This is a genomic window from Neoaquamicrobium sediminum (genome assembly GCF_040970315.1).
Taxonomy (GTDB): domain Bacteria; phylum Pseudomonadota; class Alphaproteobacteria; order Rhizobiales; family Rhizobiaceae; genus Aerobium; species Aerobium sediminum.
This window is the reverse complement of record NZ_JAZHFV010000002.1, coordinates 117,403-133,343: the sequence shown is the minus strand read 5'-3', so window position 1 is coordinate 133,343 and position 15,941 is coordinate 117,403. Positions and strand designations below refer to the sequence as shown.

Below are 15,941 nucleotides of genomic sequence, written 5' to 3'. Positions count from 1 at the left end.
ACATGGGCGAAGGTGTTGCAGATAAGCTATCCGATGTCAAATACAATATCGTATACGATCTGATATAGGATTTTAGGTGAGAGCTTCGGCAGATCAGCTTCGGCAGATAGCGGTGGCATCGCTGGAACAACGCGGCGCGCCACGTCACAACGCCCAGCTTCAGGCCGAACTGCTGGTTGAAGCTGAGCTGCGGGGACTGTCTTCTCATGGCCTCCAAAGGCTGCCGACACTGCTGAAGCGCATTGAACGGGGACTGGCCGATCCCCGCGCCAGCGGCATTTGCCAGTGGCAGCGGCCAGCGCTGGTCAACATCGATGGCGAGCGCGGGCTTGGGCCTGTCGTGATGATGGCCGCGATGAACGAACTGGCCTCTGCAGTGAGTTCCTGCGGGATCGTGATTGCAGCGATCCGCAACACCAACCACCTCGGCATGCTCGCCTACTACGCAGAGGCCGCCGCGATGGCAGGTCGCATCGGCATCGTCATGTCGACGAGCGAAGCCCTGGTGCACCCCCATGGCGGCACCAAGGCGATGCTGGGCACCAACCCGATTGCCATCGGCATTCCCACCGACGCCAAGCCCTTCGTGCTCGATCTTGCCACCAGCATCGTTTCGATGGGCAGGATTCACAGTCACGCGCTGCGCAACGAGCCGATCCCGGTGGGCTGGGCAGTCGACGCGACGGGTCGCCCGACGACCGATCCCGATGCTGCCAAGCTGGGCGCGATCGCGCCTTTCGGCGGCCCAAAAGGCTATGGGCTGGGCCTCGCCATCGAGCTTCTTGTAGCCACGCTGGCCGGCTCCGAAATGGCCCCGGATGTTCGCGGCACCTTGGACGACACCGACCCCGCAACCAAAGGCGACGTGTTGATCCTGATCGATCCGGCAGCCGGCGCGGGCAGCACGGCAGCGCTTACCTGCTATCTCGAAAGCCTGCGCTCCTCATGCCCCGCCGAACCTGGCCGCCCCGTTGCCATTCCCGGTGACGGCTCGCGTACGCGCCGCGCCGAAGCGCTGTCCGCGGGCGTCGAGGTGCCGGATGCGCTTTTCCACAAATTGTCGGCTCTCGCGGCCGCATAAGTCTCTAGAGGAGGAAACGGCAGAATGAACTTTTTTGGGACTATCAGGGCCCCGCGGGAACTGGTCTTCGGGTCGGGCCAGCGGCACTCGCTGGGCCGTGTGGCCAGCAGGCTCGGAGGCCGCGTACTGGTCGTGACGGATGCACGGCTGGCAGCGGACGCGGAGTTTGCATCAACGGTAGAACAGCTGGAGAAGGCCGGACTTGCGGTGCGGGTCGACGATACGACCTTGCCCGACGTTCCAGTCGATTCCGCTGTGGCAAGTGCTGCCGCAGCGCGCGATTTCGCCCCTGACGTGGTCGTCGGCTTCGGCGGAGGTTCGTGCCTCGACATGGCAAAATGCGTTGCCGTTCTGCTCACCCACGGCGGCAGGCCACAGGACTATTACGGCGAGTACAATGTTCCGGGGCCAGTCATGCCGATCATCGCATTGCCGACGACAGCCGGTACCGGATCGGAGGTTACGCCGGTGGCGGTTCTCTCGGACGCGGAGCGCAGCCTCAAGGTCGGTATTTCCAGCCCGCACATCATTCCCACCGCGTCGATCTGCGATCCCGATTTGACGCTCACCTGTCCTCCCAGCTTGACCGCCGTCGCCGGCGCGGATGCGTTGACCCACGCCATCGAGGCCTTCACAGCCATACGGCGCGACCCGGTCGCCGGCATCGCGCAAGAGCGTGTTTTCATCGGCAAGAACGCATTCTCCGATCACTTCGCACTACGTGCGATATCGCTTCTCTGGCAGGGGCTCGAGGCCGCCTACAAAGACGGCTCGAACACCCGCGCGCGTGAAAAGGTGATGATGGGGGCAACGTTCGCCGGTCTTGCCTTCGGTGTCGCGGGCACGGCCGCCGCACATGCGATACAGTACCCGGTAGGTGCGCTCACCCATACCGCGCACGGCGCGGGTGTCGCCTGCCTGATGCCCTATGTGATGCGCTGGAACGCGCCGCAAATCTCGGGAGAGCTGGCGGAGATCGCCGGTGCCACGGGACTGGATGGTGCTGATGAGGTGATCCCCGCCGTTGCCGCGCTGTTTTCAAGGTTGGGCATCGCGCCCACACTGCGCGAGCTGGGGCTTGACGAAAACCGCCTCGACTGGGTCGCCGAACAGAGCTGCGGAATTGCCCGGCTGGTCCAGAACAACCCTCGTCCCCTGCCGCTGCCCGACATGCGCAGGCTGGTCGCCGCCGCTTACAGCGGCGATGTCTCGCAGCTCGCCTGATATCTGAAGGAAACCCATCCATGACCCTGCACACCAAGATCGCCGGCTACGCCGATCCTTCTCTTCACGCGCACGGCCTCTATATCGGCGGACAATGGGAGAAAGGTGCGGGCATTCCCGTGCTAGATCCCTCCACCGGCGAAGTGCTCGCCGAGGTTGCCGACGCGTCCGTGGAGAACGCGCTCCGCGCGGTCGACGCAGCCGAGGCGGCAGCTTCGCAGTGGCGTCAGACCCCACCACGCCAGCGCTCCGAGATCCTGCGCCGCTGGTTTGAACTAATGAGCGACCGCGCGGAGGAACTGGCAACACTCATTTCGCTCGAAAACGGCAAGGCATTGGCCGATGCGCGCGGAGAGGTGGCTTACGCCGCTGAATTCTTCCGCTGGTATGCAGAGGAAGCCACCCGCATTCCAGGCGAATACCGGCATACGCCCTCCGGCTCCCACAACATCCTCGTCGACCATGAGCCCATCGGCATCTCGGTACTCATCACCCCGTGGAACTTCCCGGCAGCAATGGCAACGCGCAAGATCGGCCCCGCACTGGCCGCAGGCTGCACCGTCATTCTCAAGCCGGCATCGGAAACACCGCTGACGGCCTACGCAATGGCACGGCTGGGCCAGGAGGCAGGGGTCCCGGCGGGAGTCGTGAACGTTGTGACCACGACCAACCCAGGCCCGGTGACGAATGCCGTGCTGGCAGATCCTCGCGTGCGCAAGCTCTCCTTCACGGGCTCCACCGGCGTCGGCCGCATTCTGCTGGCGGAAGCGGCGAAATCGGTCGTCAGCTGCTCTATGGAGCTCGGCGGAAACGCGCCCTTCGTAGTTTTCGACGATGCCGATCTCGATGCCGCACTCGATGGCGCCATGGTTGCAAAGATGCGTAATGCCGGCGAAGCATGCACCGCGGCCAATCGCTTTTATGTGCAGGCCGGCATTCACGACGCCTTCGTCGAGGGACTGAGCAAGCGCATGGCGGGTCTCAAGATCGGGAAAGGCTACGACGCGGACACGCAATGCGGTCCGATGATCACGACCAAGGCCGTTCAGAAGATCGATCAGCTCGTTTCGGAGGCTGTCCGGCGCGGCGCTCGCGCGACGACAGGTGGTGCACCGTTGCCCGGCAGCGGCTATTTCTATCCGCCCACCGTCTTGGTGGACGTGCCGGTCGACGCATCCATCGCACACGAAGAAATCTTCGGCCCCGTTGCTCCCGTTTACAGGTTTGAGAGCGAAGAGGAGGCCATCCGCCTTGCCAACGACACCGAGTACGGCCTTGCCGCCTATGTCTATACACGGGATATGAAGCGCGCGATGCGTGTCGGCAGAGGCATCGAGACAGGCATGCTCGGCATCAATCGCGGGTTGATGTCAGACCCGGCGGCCCCATTCGGAGGTGTCAAACAAAGCGGGCTCGGTCGCGAGGGTGGTGTCACCGGCATTCTGGAGTTCATGGAGGCCAAGTATTACGCCATAGAGTTGTAGCCGCTTGCACGGCCGGCTGACCGATGTTCCGCCGTGCCGCCGATTGCAGCCAAGACACTCTGTTTCCGGAGAGGCATATGACTGGAACCGATCTCTACCGCATCCGCGATTTCGTGCCGGATTTCGACGCCATTGCGGCCGAGTTTGCTGCGCGCAGCCGGGGCATCGAGGCACGCGCCAGCATACGGACCGATGTGGCCTACGGCACGGGTACGCGCGAAACGCTCGATATCGTTTTTCCCGCAAATGCAACTGCGGACGCGCCACTGCATGTCTTCGTCCACGGAGGGTACTGGCGCTCCGGCGAGAAGAAGGACTATCGCTTCGTGGCCCAGCCGGTGCTGGCGGCCGGCGGCATCGCCGCGCTGGTGGAATACGATCTGATGCCCGGCCACAGGCTGCCGACCCTGGTCGATCAGGTGCGCCGCGCAGTCCTTTGGCTCCAAGACAATGCCCGCGAGTTTGGTGCCGATCCGGAACGCATCACCGTCAGCGGGCATTCGGCGGGCGCTCATCTGTCATCCTATCTGGCAGCGACGGGATCGCAGGACGCCTCGCCCTCTACCCTTCCCATCGTGAAAGGCCTGCTGCTGGTCAGCGGTATCTACGACCTCTCCGGCATACCGGACAGCTTTCTGCGCCACGAGGCGGAAATGACACCGGCCGAAGCCGCTGACTGGTCACCGCTCGATGCGCGGGAGCACGCGGTGCCGGTTCGCATCGTTGCCTACGGCCAAGACGAAACAACGCCCTTCCACGAACAGGCCCGCGCGCTGCACGACAAGTTTTCCATCAACAGCCAACCGTCGGAACTGTTGCCGATACCCGCGCGCAATCACATGAACATCGTCCTGGATCTTGCCGATTCCGATACAACGCTGGGCGCCAGGCTCGCCGACCTCGCCGCATGCCGCTGACGCCGATCAGATAACGCCGGCAAGGCGCGCGCGGATTGATCGCCTCGCGTGCTGAGGCACGGCAAGACGCGTGACTACGCGTCTTGCCGGTCCCCGTGGTAGGATTTTCCGTCGGTGTCGAAGAGATGGAGTTCGCTCGTGTCGAAGCTGACATTCACGACATCGCCGGGGCTGACCTGTGAGCGTCCCCCGTCCTGCGCGATGATCGGAGTGCCGTCGGCCAATTGCATATAGACCAGCGTCCTGTCGCCCAGATGCTCGACCACAGTGGCCTTGCCCGATGTCGTGCCCTCGCTTTCGGTCACACGCACAGCCTCGGGACGGACATCCAATTCGTAGCTGCCGCCGGCAGGAACGCGGATGTTCATGTCGATTTTCGATCCGTCTCCGAGCTTCGCCAGCTTGGCCTCGTCGTTGCCCGACAATTCCACCTGCAGAAAATTCATCGCCGGACTGCCGATGAATCCGGCGACGAAACGGGTGGCGGGATTGGAGTAGACCTCCATCGGCGTCCCGATCTGCTCGATACGACAGTTGTTGAGCACAACGATCCGGTCGGCCAGCGCATTCACCGGCGTCGACGTGCCGACCCCCCGCTCGGCCGAGACTTAGCGTGCCTCTTGCAGCCGTCAGGACGCGCGTTTTGCTTCGCTCTGATATGTCATCGTCCTCACCACCTGCTGCGAAGGGCGCTTCTCACCGGCGAGAACCTCGAAGTCGAGGTGGTTTTCCAGAGGAACCACCGGGCAGGTGACGAAGTTCGTGAACGCGCATGGCAGCGCAACCGCATAGTTGAAGTCGATCCAGTCGATGCGGGTTTGCGCCTCATCGGCAAACTGCAATTCGATCACGCGGCCGGCGCCGTATGTGATCGTGCCGCTGGTCTTGTCGCGAATGTGCGCCACAGGCTGCACACCTGTCGCCGACTGTTTGCCGATAAGTGTGAGGGTGTGGCTCCTGCCATTGTGCTCGAACGTGAACGTTCCGATCCGCGGCGTCGATTCACGCACGCCGGCTTCAACGGTTTCCGCCTCGTAATCAGTGAGCTGGCTCGGCGTATAGACGCCCCGGATACGCCATGCGTGATCGTAGTCGAAGGCCGTGACGCCGGCATCTTCCAGTCGTGTTGCCTGTCGCGGATCCCGCACGCGTACGCCATAGAGCGGCTTGCCATCATGCGTGCTGCGCAGGATCGTCTCGACCTCGTTCAGGCCGAAGTAGACCGGCTCGCTGTCGCCGTGGCCATAGGTCTGGTTGCGCCCCGGAACGATTTCGACCGGCTCCGCCGGATACTCGCCGTTCACTGAAAGCGTCGGCCCAGAGGCCGGCGGGGTAAAAACGATCCGGCCGCCATCGACCGACCAGGTCCCGGGAAGCAGGTCGAAGCTGACATTCTTGTCATTGGCTTCAAGCCAGTACTGGGCAATGAGCGAGGTCCAGCCATACGGGCGAAACATCTTTGCGACATGAGCGTAGCGCCATTCACGCCACTGGCCTTCCAGATGTTCTTTCGTAGGCATGTTCGTCTCCATTTCGAAGGATTAAGGACCGGGCTCGTGTGAGAGAGACCCGGCTGGCTTACTTTTGGCTTGAAGATCCGGTGACTTCGTCCAGGAAGGCGAGCATGCCTTTCCACGAGCCCTCGTTGGCTCTGGCATTGCCGGACGGCGTGCCGCCATTCGTGTAGGGCACCTTCGAGACCGGGTGTTCACGGCTCAACTGTGTCGACGGTACAATCGGGAGGTTGATGGCATGCCCCGCATCGTCGAAGTCGAGATGGCGAACCAGTCCAGGATGGCCGGCGCGGTGCAGAGACGAGACAACCATGCGCGAGTACAAGCTGGAAGGCCAGGCGCGGTCGTCGCGTCCCGAGATCAGCAGCACCGGACCCGTGATTTTCTCAACCGGAATGCGTGACTGCTCAACGAGAGCTTTATCTTTCAGCCCCTCGAAGAATACGGAATGATGACGGCTCGGCGGAGTATCGCCGGCCCACGGATGCCAATGCACCGCTTGGTTGTCCTGCCAAAGATGCGTCAGGGGAACGCCTCCCCTCGTCCAGGTCGTACCCTGCCAGCCGCCTCGTGCCGGATCGCCTGCACCCTGGGCCCCATGCACAACGGCGCCCGGAACGAATGCGATCACGGCGGAAACCAGATGCGGGAACGTCGCTCCGAGCAGCAAAGCCAGTTCACCGCCTCGCGACTGACCGCTGACCGCAACGAAGCCGTATTTAGGCTCGAGTTTCCGGTGTGCCCAGCGCAGGCCAGTTTCGAGATATTCGAGGGGGGTTTCGGTGATGAAGGGCGACAGCCCCGGCGCCTTGAAATAGCCGAGCGCAAAAGCCTGGTACCCGCGTGAGGCAAGCAGAGCTCCGCGCGGTTCGTTGATGCCGCCGCCCGAGCCGTTGAGCACCACCACGACTGGATGAGGGCCTGGGCCCGCCGGCGTGAACAGCGTGCCTACCAACCCCTCTTCGCGTATTTCCCGGCGATCGACACCGGGTCCGGCAAAACGCTGCAAAAGCTCGGCTTTGGCCTGGATACCGCCAGCGGTTTCGGCGGTCAGTGTCGTATGCAGCGGCTCCATGACTTCATCGGCGAAGATTTCGTGATTGGCGCTTTCAACAGGCTGCTGGCTCCAGATCAGTCCCATGGCCGAGACTTCCGCGTAGTCACCGCCGACGGGCGCGTCGCGAGCCAGATCGATCACGCCATCCGCGTCGGCCATGAACGTCGCCTGACTCATCCAGACCGCTCCACGCGCGCGCTGCGTGTGTGCAGAAATGGCGACCAGTTCGTCGGGAACGAGACCCGAAACGACAATCCGACGGGGTTGGTCGATCAGCCCGTCGACAGGATCGATTGAAATGACCGGGGCGGAAACAGGATTCGTCATCGGGTCGTCATCTCTTCAGACAGCCGTGCAAGGTGCGCGTCCAGGCGCTCGCCAAAGTCACAACTCATCACCGTGTCCGGCGACACAGTTCCCCCCTTGGGCCAGTGACCGCCGCCTTCCAGCCAATCGTTCTTCAGTCCCGCAAGCCTTTGCCGCCAATCGGTGTGCTCCTCCGCTGCGGCCGGATCGAGAGCAACGATGAACACCCCCCGACCCGCCGGGTCGCCCCGGCCTCCGCCGGCGACGCCAGCCATGAGTTCGACCACAAGCCCAAGCAGGGAGCCAATCTGCCCGCCCCGCGGCAGCAATGCCGCAACGTCTGCGGCGGCGGTGGTTGGCTGCCCCGAGCCATCCACGGCGATCCCTGCTGGCAGTGACGCGCCGGACGCCCGAGCATTGCGGATAGCGGCCATTGTCGCCGTGCTGCTCGCAACGTCGATAACCACGCGATCCTCACCCTGGCCCATCGCAAATGCGAAAGGATTTGTGCCGATCACAGGACGGGTGCCACCTTGAGGTGCGACGAATGGCGGTCCTTCGGCGCCAGCTATGCCAAGGAGGCCGGCATCGGCAAGATGGCGAACGAACGGGGCAAGCCGACCAAACCCCCTCACCCCACGCAGGAAGACGGCGGCAACGCCGAATTGTCGAGCGGCCGCGGCCAGGTCGAGCGTCGCGCTTGCCACTGCGAGCGGCGCGAAACAGGACGAGCGGTCGAGCCAAGTTATGGCCTGGGAAACCTCCGCTCTCGGTGCGGAGGCGAGAGCAGGCGTCCACTCGTCAAGCATGGCGATACCGAAGCGTGGCAGCTCGAGGGCATCAGCCTCTATCAGGGCCGAAGCCGCAAGCGTCGCTGCCGGACCTCCTCCCAGTGCGGTTGCCAACCGCTCTGTCGCGTCGCAGATGGCGATCATTCGGATCCGCTCCGCGCTGCATTGCCGAGCTGGATTTCGCTTTGCGACAGATAGCCCAACGTCATCAAGCGCTCGATCAGGAATTCGCGGCTGTGCCCGATATGGTCCGCTTCTATCGCAGCAGCCCGTTCCCCATCACCGGCTTCGATTGCGTCGACGAGCGCTGTGTGTTCGTCGGAATGTTCACCCGTCTTGACCGTGAAATCGATGGCGAACCGCAGCAGGCGTTCAAGCTCATCGAACAGGTTCTCCGAAAGCGCGACGACGCGCTTGTTGCGGCTGCAGTGGGCGATGGCGATGTGAAACCTGCGCGCAACCTGCTGCATCGCGCCAATATCGAGCGGAGCCGCGTATTCGCTGACGATCTGGCGCAGCAAGGCTACTTCGGCCGGCGTTGCATAGCGCGCAGCCTGTCTGGCCGCATGCGGCCCGATTGCCGCACGCAGATCGAGGATTTCGTGAACGGCCTGGAAGGTGATCGGGGCGACTCGATAGCCGCTGCGCGGCAGGATCGTAACCAGCCCGTCAGCGGCAAGTTTCTGCATGGCATCGCGTACCGGTGTCTTCGAAACCTCGTAACGGCGGGCGATGGACGCTGCGTCGAGCGTCGCTCCAGGGGCGATCTCACAGTGCATGATCTCCTGACGGAGACCAAGGTAGATGCGCTCCGAAACGGAACCATGGGAGGTGACATCGTGGCAGACATCGGCGTTCATGCGCTTGCCCTCAGCCGTTCAATGCTTTGCCCAAGGCACGAAGTGCCGCTCCAGCGCCTCGAGCGCCAGGATCGTCAGATAGCCCAGGGCCGAAATCACGACTATTCCGACGAACATCCGCGACACGGCAAACGTCTGCCACGATGCCCATATGAAAAAGCCCACGCCGCTGCGCGCACCCAGAAACTCCGCAGCCGCGATGATGATGAAGGAAGAGCCAGCTGCAAGTTTAAGCCCAGTGAAGATGCTCGGCAGAGCCGACGGCAGGGCTACGCGACGGAAAGTCTGGAATTTCGTCGCGCCGGCGTTGCGGGCGACATCAAGATAAATCTGCGGTATCTGCATCACGCCGCCAAGCGTGTTGTAGAACATCAGGAAGAACACGCCGATTGCGATGACCACGAACTTCGACGCATCGCCAACGCCGAAGATCAGCAGGATAAGCGGCAGGATGGCGATCTTTGGTACAGGATAAAGTGCGGCAAAGATTGGCCCCAGAACGCGCCGCGCGGGTGCGGAGAGGCCAAGTATGAGGCCGAGCAGCACTCCGGGTATCGCGCCCATGGCATAGCCAACCCATACGCGGCGCAAGGTCGCCCCTATATGGTCGAAAAGTTCCAGGCTGGCGATCATCTGCCAGGCCGTGCCCGCAATGGCGCTCGGAGGAGGAAAGAAGCGGCGATCGATCAACGCGACCTGCGCTGCCACCTCCCAAAGCAGAAGCAGTAGCAGCGGACTGAAGTAGGAGAGGATGCGATAGATCCGTTCGCGGCGCGCGGGTGCCTTCAGGCGTTCAATCTCATCGGGAGAGAGCGAAGGATGGGCGGTCGTCATATCAATGCTCCGGGGCTGCGGCCAGCAACCGCCAGACCTCATATGTGAGATCCCAGAACCGCTTGTCGCGGCGCATTTCCACAACGTCGCGCGGTCGTTCGAAGGGCACCAAGAGGTCGGCAACCATTGTGCCCGGTCGCGGCGACATGACCAGCACGCGGTCCGCCAGTGTCAGCGCTTCGTCGACGCTGTGTGTGATGAACACCACGGTCTTGCCGGTACGCTCCCAGATTCGAAGCAGCTCCTGCTGCAGGGTGAGGCGCGTCTGCTCATCAAGAGCTCCGAAAGGCTCGTCCATGAGAAGAATGTCGCGATCGTCGACCAGCGCACGCGCCACCGACACGCGCTGTTTCATGCCGCCGGAAAGCTGATGCGGATGAGCATCGGCGAATTCGGTCAAACCCGTCAGCGCCAGCAGCTCGGCAACGCGCTCGCGCTGTTTCTGCGCGGACACACCCTTGAGGCTCAATGGAAAGGCAACGTTCTGCGACACCGTGAGCCAGGGAAACACAGATGCTTCCTGGAACACCATAGCGGGCTGCGTCATGCTGTCGATGCGGACCTCACCGCTCAACAGTTGCTCCAGACCCGCAAGGATCCGCAGCACAGTGGTCTTGCCGCAACCACTCGGTCCGACAATGCAGACGAACTCCCCTCGCCGGACGGTGAAGTTCACATCGGTGGCCGCGAGCGTAATGCGATCGCCGGAGGCGTCGTAGAACGCCTTGACGAGGTTCCGCACCTCGATCACCGAAGCGGCTTCGGCCGAACCGGAGGTCCGGCCTTCCTGTGGGACTGCCACGTTCATTGCTGTGCGAGCAGCGCGTTTGCCTTCTCCAGGAGATCGGTTCGATAGACGGATTCGATGTCGATCGGCCCCTCATATTCGAGGGCGCCACGTTCGCGGAAGAACTCTTCCTGCTCGCGAACCGACGTAAGGTCGATTGAGCCGTCTTCCGAGCGGATCGTATAGGCGATACCCTTGAGCGTTTCCTTTTCCGTACCGGTGTACTCAGAAACGATGTCGAGAATCTTTTCGTCCTGCCAGCCGCCATTGTCCAGCTGACGCGCAGCCTTCAGGAACGCGGCGAGAAAGTTGACGACGGCGTCCTCATTCTCCACCGCAAACTCGTTGTTGAACGCGATGAAACCGAGCTCGGTGCCGAACGTGTGGTCTTCCACGAGGCGGCGCCCCAGACCTTCCTTCTCCAGTTGCAATGCGAAAGGTTCGATACTCCAGCCAGCCTCCAGCCCGCCATTGGCAAAGGCGGCCGCGGTTGCCGGTGGAGGCAGGTAGATTGCCTCAACGTCATCGACGGTGAGGCCACCTTTCTCCAAAGCCTTGGCGACCGAATACAGGCCGAACCCGCCCGGCCCGGGAATGCCAACGCGTTTTCCCTTAAGATCCTTCACGTCGCGGATGCCGTCCTGCCATGCCTGCTCGGAAACCATCAACGGTGAAGGCGACGGCACGGTATCGGGCATCTTGGCCAGAGTGGCGACAATGGTTACGGTCGCGCCGCTGTTGATGGAATTGAACAGCCCTGCGCCCCAAGTGGCCGCACCGGATACCACGTTGCCTGAGGCCAGCATCTGGATCGTTTCCGCCGTGCCGCTCTTGGGTGAAAGCGTCACGTCAAGGCCGAATTCGTCGAAATAACCCAGCTCTTTCGCGACAAAAAACGGCGCATAGTCCGCAAATGGCGAATAGAGGAATTCGATCTGCGGCTTCTCCTGACCCCAGGCCGGAGCAGAGAGCGAGAACGCCAGCGCGGCGGCTGTAGATACAATGAAATTACGACGGCTGATCGAAGACATTCCCGACAATCCTCCTGTGCCCAACGACCTCGACGGCCGCCTCCCGGACGTTTCAGTACTCACGCATGACGGTACATCTGATGTATCAATTATGCAATGTGATACTTCAATTAGCCTGATCACTTGGTGCAGCTTTCACCGATGGCCGCCCGCCGGCTGATTTCCCGCGTCGGCTGGTCAGGTGTGGAATGACTGATGGCTCGTCTCATACGCCAGGCGCACCCATTCAAAGAATCTCGGAACCTCCGCGGACTTTGACGATTGTGTCTGTGTTGAGGGAGGTCAAAGTTGGACTTGTTAACGCGACGCCATGTGATGCGGTTGATGCTTCTTGGTGGCACCGCGCTGGCAGCACCGCATGGCTTTGCCGCAGAACTTGGACGTGGCGACGGATTGCCGTGGGCACCTTCCAAAGGCGAAAATCCGTACTACGGGACCCGGGACGACAGGTTCTTCACGCCAGAAGAACGCGAAATCGTGGCTGCAATCTGTGCAAGGCTCATTCCGAGCGATGACGATGGGCCGGGCGCGACCGAAGCGGACGTCGTTACCTTCATCGACCGCCAGATGGCTGGATTCTACGGGCGCGGACAGCACTGGTACATGAAGGGCCCCTACAGTCAGGGGACCGCTACGCAAGGCTACCAAAGCGAGCACCCCCCAGCGATCCTGTACAGATTGGCGCTTGCGGAACTCGAGACCTACTGCGCATCCCAACACGAGGCGCGCTTCGTCGACCTCTCTGAAGAGCAACAAGACACTGTCTTGACCGGTCTCGACGAAGAAGAAATCGAATTCGAGGGGGTTTCTGCAAAGGTCTTCTTCGACCTTCTCCTCAAGAACGCGATCGAGGGGTTTTTTGCCGATCCCATCTATGGCGGCAACCGCGACATGATCGCGTGGCGTTACATCGGTTTTCCCGGAACCCGTTACGACTACCGCGACTTCGTGGACCATCGCGGCAAAGCCATACCGCTTGAGCCGGTCAGCCTGATAGGCCGGCCCGGCTGGAGCCGACCTTAGACTACAGCATCCTGAGGATTTCGATGACCAAGCAATTGCCAGGCGTCGACATTGTTCTAGTCGGTTTCGGCTGGACGGGCGCAATCTACGCCGAGAAACTGACCGCGGCAGGGTTGAATGTGCTGGCGCTGGAGCGCGGGCCTTGGCGCGATACTCCAAATGACTTCGCCACCACATTTGCTCAGGACGAGCTACGCTACTACTGGCGGCACGGCATGTTTCAGGAGGCCTCCCAGGCTACCCTGACCTTTCGCAACAACAGTTCACAAACCGCCCTCCCGATGCGCCACTGGGGTTCTTTTTTACCTGGCAACGGCGTTGGGGGTTCTGGCGTACATTGGAACGGGCAGACTTATCGCTTCCTGCCGTCGGACTTCCTGGCCCGCACCCACAACGAGGAACGGTACGGGCCGTTGCCCGAACACGTGACGGTTCAGGATTACGGCGTCACATATGACGAGCTCGAACCGCATTTCGACTACTTCGAGAAGATCTGCGGTATTTGCGGGCAGGCAGGCAATTTGAATGGCGAGACCGTTGAAGGCGGCAACCCGTTCGAAGGTCCGCGCAGCGACAACTACCCCAACCCCCCGATGCAGATGACGTTCTCGCAAGACAGATTCGCAGCCGCGGCGCGGGAACTGGGGCTTAGTCCGTTCCCGGTCCCTTCGGCGAACATGTCGCGGGCGTATGTCAATCCGCTTGGGCTGCAACTGGCTCCCTGCACCTATTGCGGATTCTGCGAGAAACACGGCTGCGGCAACTACTCGAAATCGTCGCCTCAAACGACAATTATTCATGTGCTCATGCAGAGGCCCAACTTCGCTCTGCGCACCAATTCTGAGGTGCTGTCGATCGAGAAGGCCCCCGACGGCTCTATGGCTTCGGGCGTCACCTATATCGACGCCAATGGCGACAGCTTCTTTCAACCGGCGGAGGTGGTGGTGCTTTGCGCATACCCGCTGGAGAACACCCGCCTGCTTCTGCTTTCGCAGATCGGTGAGCCCTACGACCCGCAAAGCGGCGAAGGGGTTGTCGGCAAGAACTACTGTTATCAGGTGATGTCCTCGGCGACGGTTTTCTACGACGAAGAATTCACAAATGGCTTCGTCGGCGCCGGTGCACTCGGCATGGTTATCGATGACTACAACGGCGACAATTTCGATCACTCGGGCCTCGGCTTTATCGGGGGCGGCTATATCGCCTGCCACACGACCAATGCGCGGCCCATTGAAAGCCACCCCGTCCCCGATAACGTGCCCAGTTGGGGAAGCCGCTGGAAAAAGGCGGTCCGCGAGAACTTTCTGAAGACAACAAGCGTCGGCGTGCACGGCGCGTCGATGGCCCACCGCAGCAACTATCTCGACCTCGACCCGACGTATACGGACGCCCACGGTCGTCCGCTACTGCGCATGACCTATGATTTCACGCTCAACGACCGGCGGCTAACCCAACACCTGACCCCTGTTGCAGAGCAGATAGCCAATGGCATGGGTGGCCGCGAGGTCAAGGTCAACATCCGCCGCGGCTCCTACGACTCGGTGCCCTATCAGACCACCCACAATACCGGTGGCACGATCATGGGTGCCGATCCGAAGTCGAGCGTGGTCAACAGATACTGTCAGAGCTGGGATCTGCCGAACCTCTTCGTCGCCGGCGCGGGACTGTTTCCTCAAAACGCCGGTTACAATCCCACAGGTACTGTCGGAGCGCTGGCCTACTGGTCGGTCGATGCGATCATCAACCAGTACCTGCGACAGCCTGGCCCGCTGGTGCAGCCATGAGACCGCTGTCCCCCACTCTCATAAGCATGGCGGCGCTGACTCTCATCGGCAGCGCAACACTCACGCCCGGATCGTCCCAGGCTCAGGAGTTGTCTTATTCGCAAGTTGAGCGTGGCCGCTACCTGACCGTGGCCGGCGACTGCCAGGCGTGTCACACCGATCTGGAGAATGACGGTGTACCATTTGCCGGCGGGCGTGGCCTGGGCACCCCCTTCGGAACCATTTTTTCGTCCAATCTGACGCCCGACGACGAAACCGGTATCGGCCGCTGGACACGGGACGATTTCTATCGCGCCCTCAACGAAGGCGTGGATCGCGACGGAAACCACCTCTATCCGGCGATGCCTTACCCCTATTTCACGTTGATGACGAGAGACGATACCGACGCGATCTTTTCTTATCTGCGAACGCTCGACCCGGTGACGACCGAGGTGCCGGAAAACGAACTTCCATTCCCCCTGAGCGTCCGTCGTTCCGTGTGGGGTTGGAAACTACTCTTTTTCGATGACCAGGAATTTGTGAGCGACCCGGACGCGTCAGATGCGTGGAACCGTGGGCGCTATCTTGTCGACGGACCTATGCACTGTGGAGGTTGCCACACCGGCAAAAATGCGTTGGGTGCCGACGATTCAGACGAATACCTTCGTGGCGGTGTGCTGGAGAACTGGTACGCCCCGAACATTCGCGGCGGAGAGAATGGCGGAATCGCCGACTGGACCCAGGACGATATCGTCGAGTTCCTCCGCGACGGGCGTTCGAGGCATACGGCCCCCATGCAGCGGATGGGCGAAGTTGTTGCAATCTCAACCCAACATCTACACCAGGAAGACCTTGAGGCCGTGGCTACCTACCTCAAGAGCCTCGATGACGAACCGCGAGAAGGCCAGTCCGAGCCGGATGCAGCACGCGTCGAGGTTGGGGAAGCCATCTACTTCGACAACTGCGCAGCCTGCCATGCGTCAGACCGGTCGGGTGTTCCTTACCTGTTTGCTCCACTTGGAACTTCAAACAAGGTGCTGGCCGAGGACCCGTCAACCGCCATCCGCATTATCCTTGGCGGAGCGCGCGCCCAACCGACGGAGGCAGTCCCAAGCGTCCTCGCAATGCCGCCGTTCGACTGGAAGCTGTCCGACGACCAGATCGCGGATCTCTTGACCTACCTTCGCCATTCCGGCGACAGAAATGCCGGCCCGGTCTCGGCCTCGCAGGTCAGCGAGATGCGCGAATACCTTGCAGGTGAACACTGAG

The 15,941-nt window shown here is 61.8% G+C and carries 15 protein-coding genes; 7 read left to right on the top strand and 8 right to left on the bottom strand.

The genetic code is table 11. The features are described 5' to 3' along the window. The first annotated feature begins 76 nt into the window (after nt 1-76). From V1479_RS05915 to V1479_RS05900, 4 genes are all read left to right on the top strand, one after another. The gene (locus tag V1479_RS05915; protein WP_368802104.1) at nt 77-1,081 is read left to right on the top strand and encodes an Ldh family oxidoreductase; all 1,005 of its coding nucleotides are present in this window, start codon (nt 77-79) and stop codon (nt 1,079-1,081) included. A 24-nt stretch (nt 1,082-1,105) separates the two neighbouring features. Next, nucleotides 1,106-2,305, top strand: coding sequence for an iron-containing alcohol dehydrogenase (locus V1479_RS05910; RefSeq protein WP_368802103.1), 1,200 nt, complete (start codon nt 1,106-1,108; stop codon nt 2,303-2,305). A 20-nt stretch (nt 2,306-2,325) separates the two neighbouring features. Then, on the top strand, nt 2,326-3,789 hold the full coding sequence (locus V1479_RS05905) for an NAD-dependent succinate-semialdehyde dehydrogenase (RefSeq protein WP_368802102.1): 1,464 nt from the start codon (nt 2,326-2,328) through the stop codon (nt 3,787-3,789). Between the two features lie 77 nt (nt 3,790-3,866). Beyond that, nucleotides 3,867-4,706 (top strand): alpha/beta hydrolase, encoded by an 840-nt coding sequence (locus V1479_RS05900; protein ID WP_368802101.1) that lies wholly within the window; start codon nt 3,867-3,869, stop codon nt 4,704-4,706. Nucleotides 4,707-4,780: 74 nt separating this feature from the next. Here the strand turns inward: V1479_RS05900 and V1479_RS05895 are convergent, their stop codons facing one another. Genes V1479_RS05895 through V1479_RS05860 form a run of 8 tightly spaced genes read right to left on the bottom strand, consistent with a single transcriptional unit; the run spans nt 4,781 to nt 11,886 of the window. Then, entirely contained in the window at nt 4,781-5,278 is a 498-nt protein-coding gene (locus V1479_RS05895) for a TOBE domain-containing protein (protein ID WP_368802100.1), read from the bottom strand. 57 nt (nt 5,279-5,335) lie between these two features. Continuing rightward, nucleotides 5,336-6,226, bottom strand: coding sequence for a DUF1684 domain-containing protein (locus tag V1479_RS05890; protein WP_368802099.1), 891 nt, complete (start codon nt 6,224-6,226; stop codon nt 5,336-5,338). A 58-nt stretch (nt 6,227-6,284) separates the two neighbouring features. Further along, a complete protein-coding gene (locus tag V1479_RS05885; RefSeq protein ID WP_368802098.1) occupies nt 6,285-7,604 on the bottom strand; it encodes an acyl-CoA thioesterase/BAAT N-terminal domain-containing protein in 1,320 nt (439 codons plus the stop codon). Further along, nucleotides 7,601-8,518 (bottom strand): Ldh family oxidoreductase, encoded by a 918-nt coding sequence (locus tag V1479_RS05880; RefSeq protein WP_368802097.1) that lies wholly within the window; start codon nt 8,516-8,518, stop codon nt 7,601-7,603. Before V1479_RS05880 ends, V1479_RS05885 begins: the two co-directional genes overlap by 4 nt. After that, entirely contained in the window at nt 8,515-9,234 is a 720-nt protein-coding gene (locus V1479_RS05875; protein ID WP_368802096.1) for a GntR family transcriptional regulator, read from the bottom strand. The genes V1479_RS05880 and V1479_RS05875 overlap by 4 nt, the downstream gene beginning before the upstream one ends. An 18-nt stretch (nt 9,235-9,252) precedes the next feature. Then, the gene (locus V1479_RS05870; RefSeq protein ID WP_368802095.1) at nt 9,253-10,068 is read right to left on the bottom strand and encodes an ABC transporter permease; all 816 of its coding nucleotides are present in this window, start codon (nt 10,066-10,068) and stop codon (nt 9,253-9,255) included. Between the two features lies 1 nt (nt 10,069). Beyond that, on the bottom strand, nt 10,070-10,876 hold the full coding sequence (locus tag V1479_RS05865; RefSeq protein WP_368802094.1) for an ABC transporter ATP-binding protein: 807 nt from the start codon (nt 10,874-10,876) through the stop codon (nt 10,070-10,072). Continuing rightward, nucleotides 10,873-11,886, bottom strand: a complete 1,014-nt coding sequence (locus V1479_RS05860) for an ABC transporter substrate-binding protein (protein WP_173187244.1) — start codon at nt 11,884-11,886, stop codon at nt 10,873-10,875. Before V1479_RS05860 ends, V1479_RS05865 begins: the two co-directional genes overlap by 4 nt. Nucleotides 11,887-12,174: 288 nt before the next feature. On the opposite strand from V1479_RS05860, the gene V1479_RS05855 reads away from it, so the two are divergent. Genes V1479_RS05855 through V1479_RS05845 form a run of 3 tightly spaced genes read left to right on the top strand, consistent with a single transcriptional unit; the run spans nt 12,175 to nt 15,940 of the window. Then, nucleotides 12,175-12,909 (top strand): gluconate 2-dehydrogenase subunit 3 family protein, encoded by a 735-nt coding sequence (locus tag V1479_RS05855; RefSeq protein WP_368802093.1) that lies wholly within the window; start codon nt 12,175-12,177, stop codon nt 12,907-12,909. 23 nt (nt 12,910-12,932) lie between these two features. Beyond that, nucleotides 12,933-14,693, top strand: coding sequence for a GMC family oxidoreductase (locus V1479_RS05850; protein ID WP_368802092.1), 1,761 nt, complete (start codon nt 12,933-12,935; stop codon nt 14,691-14,693). Then, nucleotides 14,690-15,940 carry a c-type cytochrome gene (locus V1479_RS05845; RefSeq protein WP_368802091.1) on the top strand — a complete coding sequence of 417 codons (1,251 nt, stop codon included), beginning with the start codon at nt 14,690-14,692 and terminating at the stop codon, nt 15,938-15,940. The genes V1479_RS05850 and V1479_RS05845 overlap by 4 nt, the downstream gene beginning before the upstream one ends. The last annotated feature ends 1 nt before the right edge of the window (nt 15,941 follow it).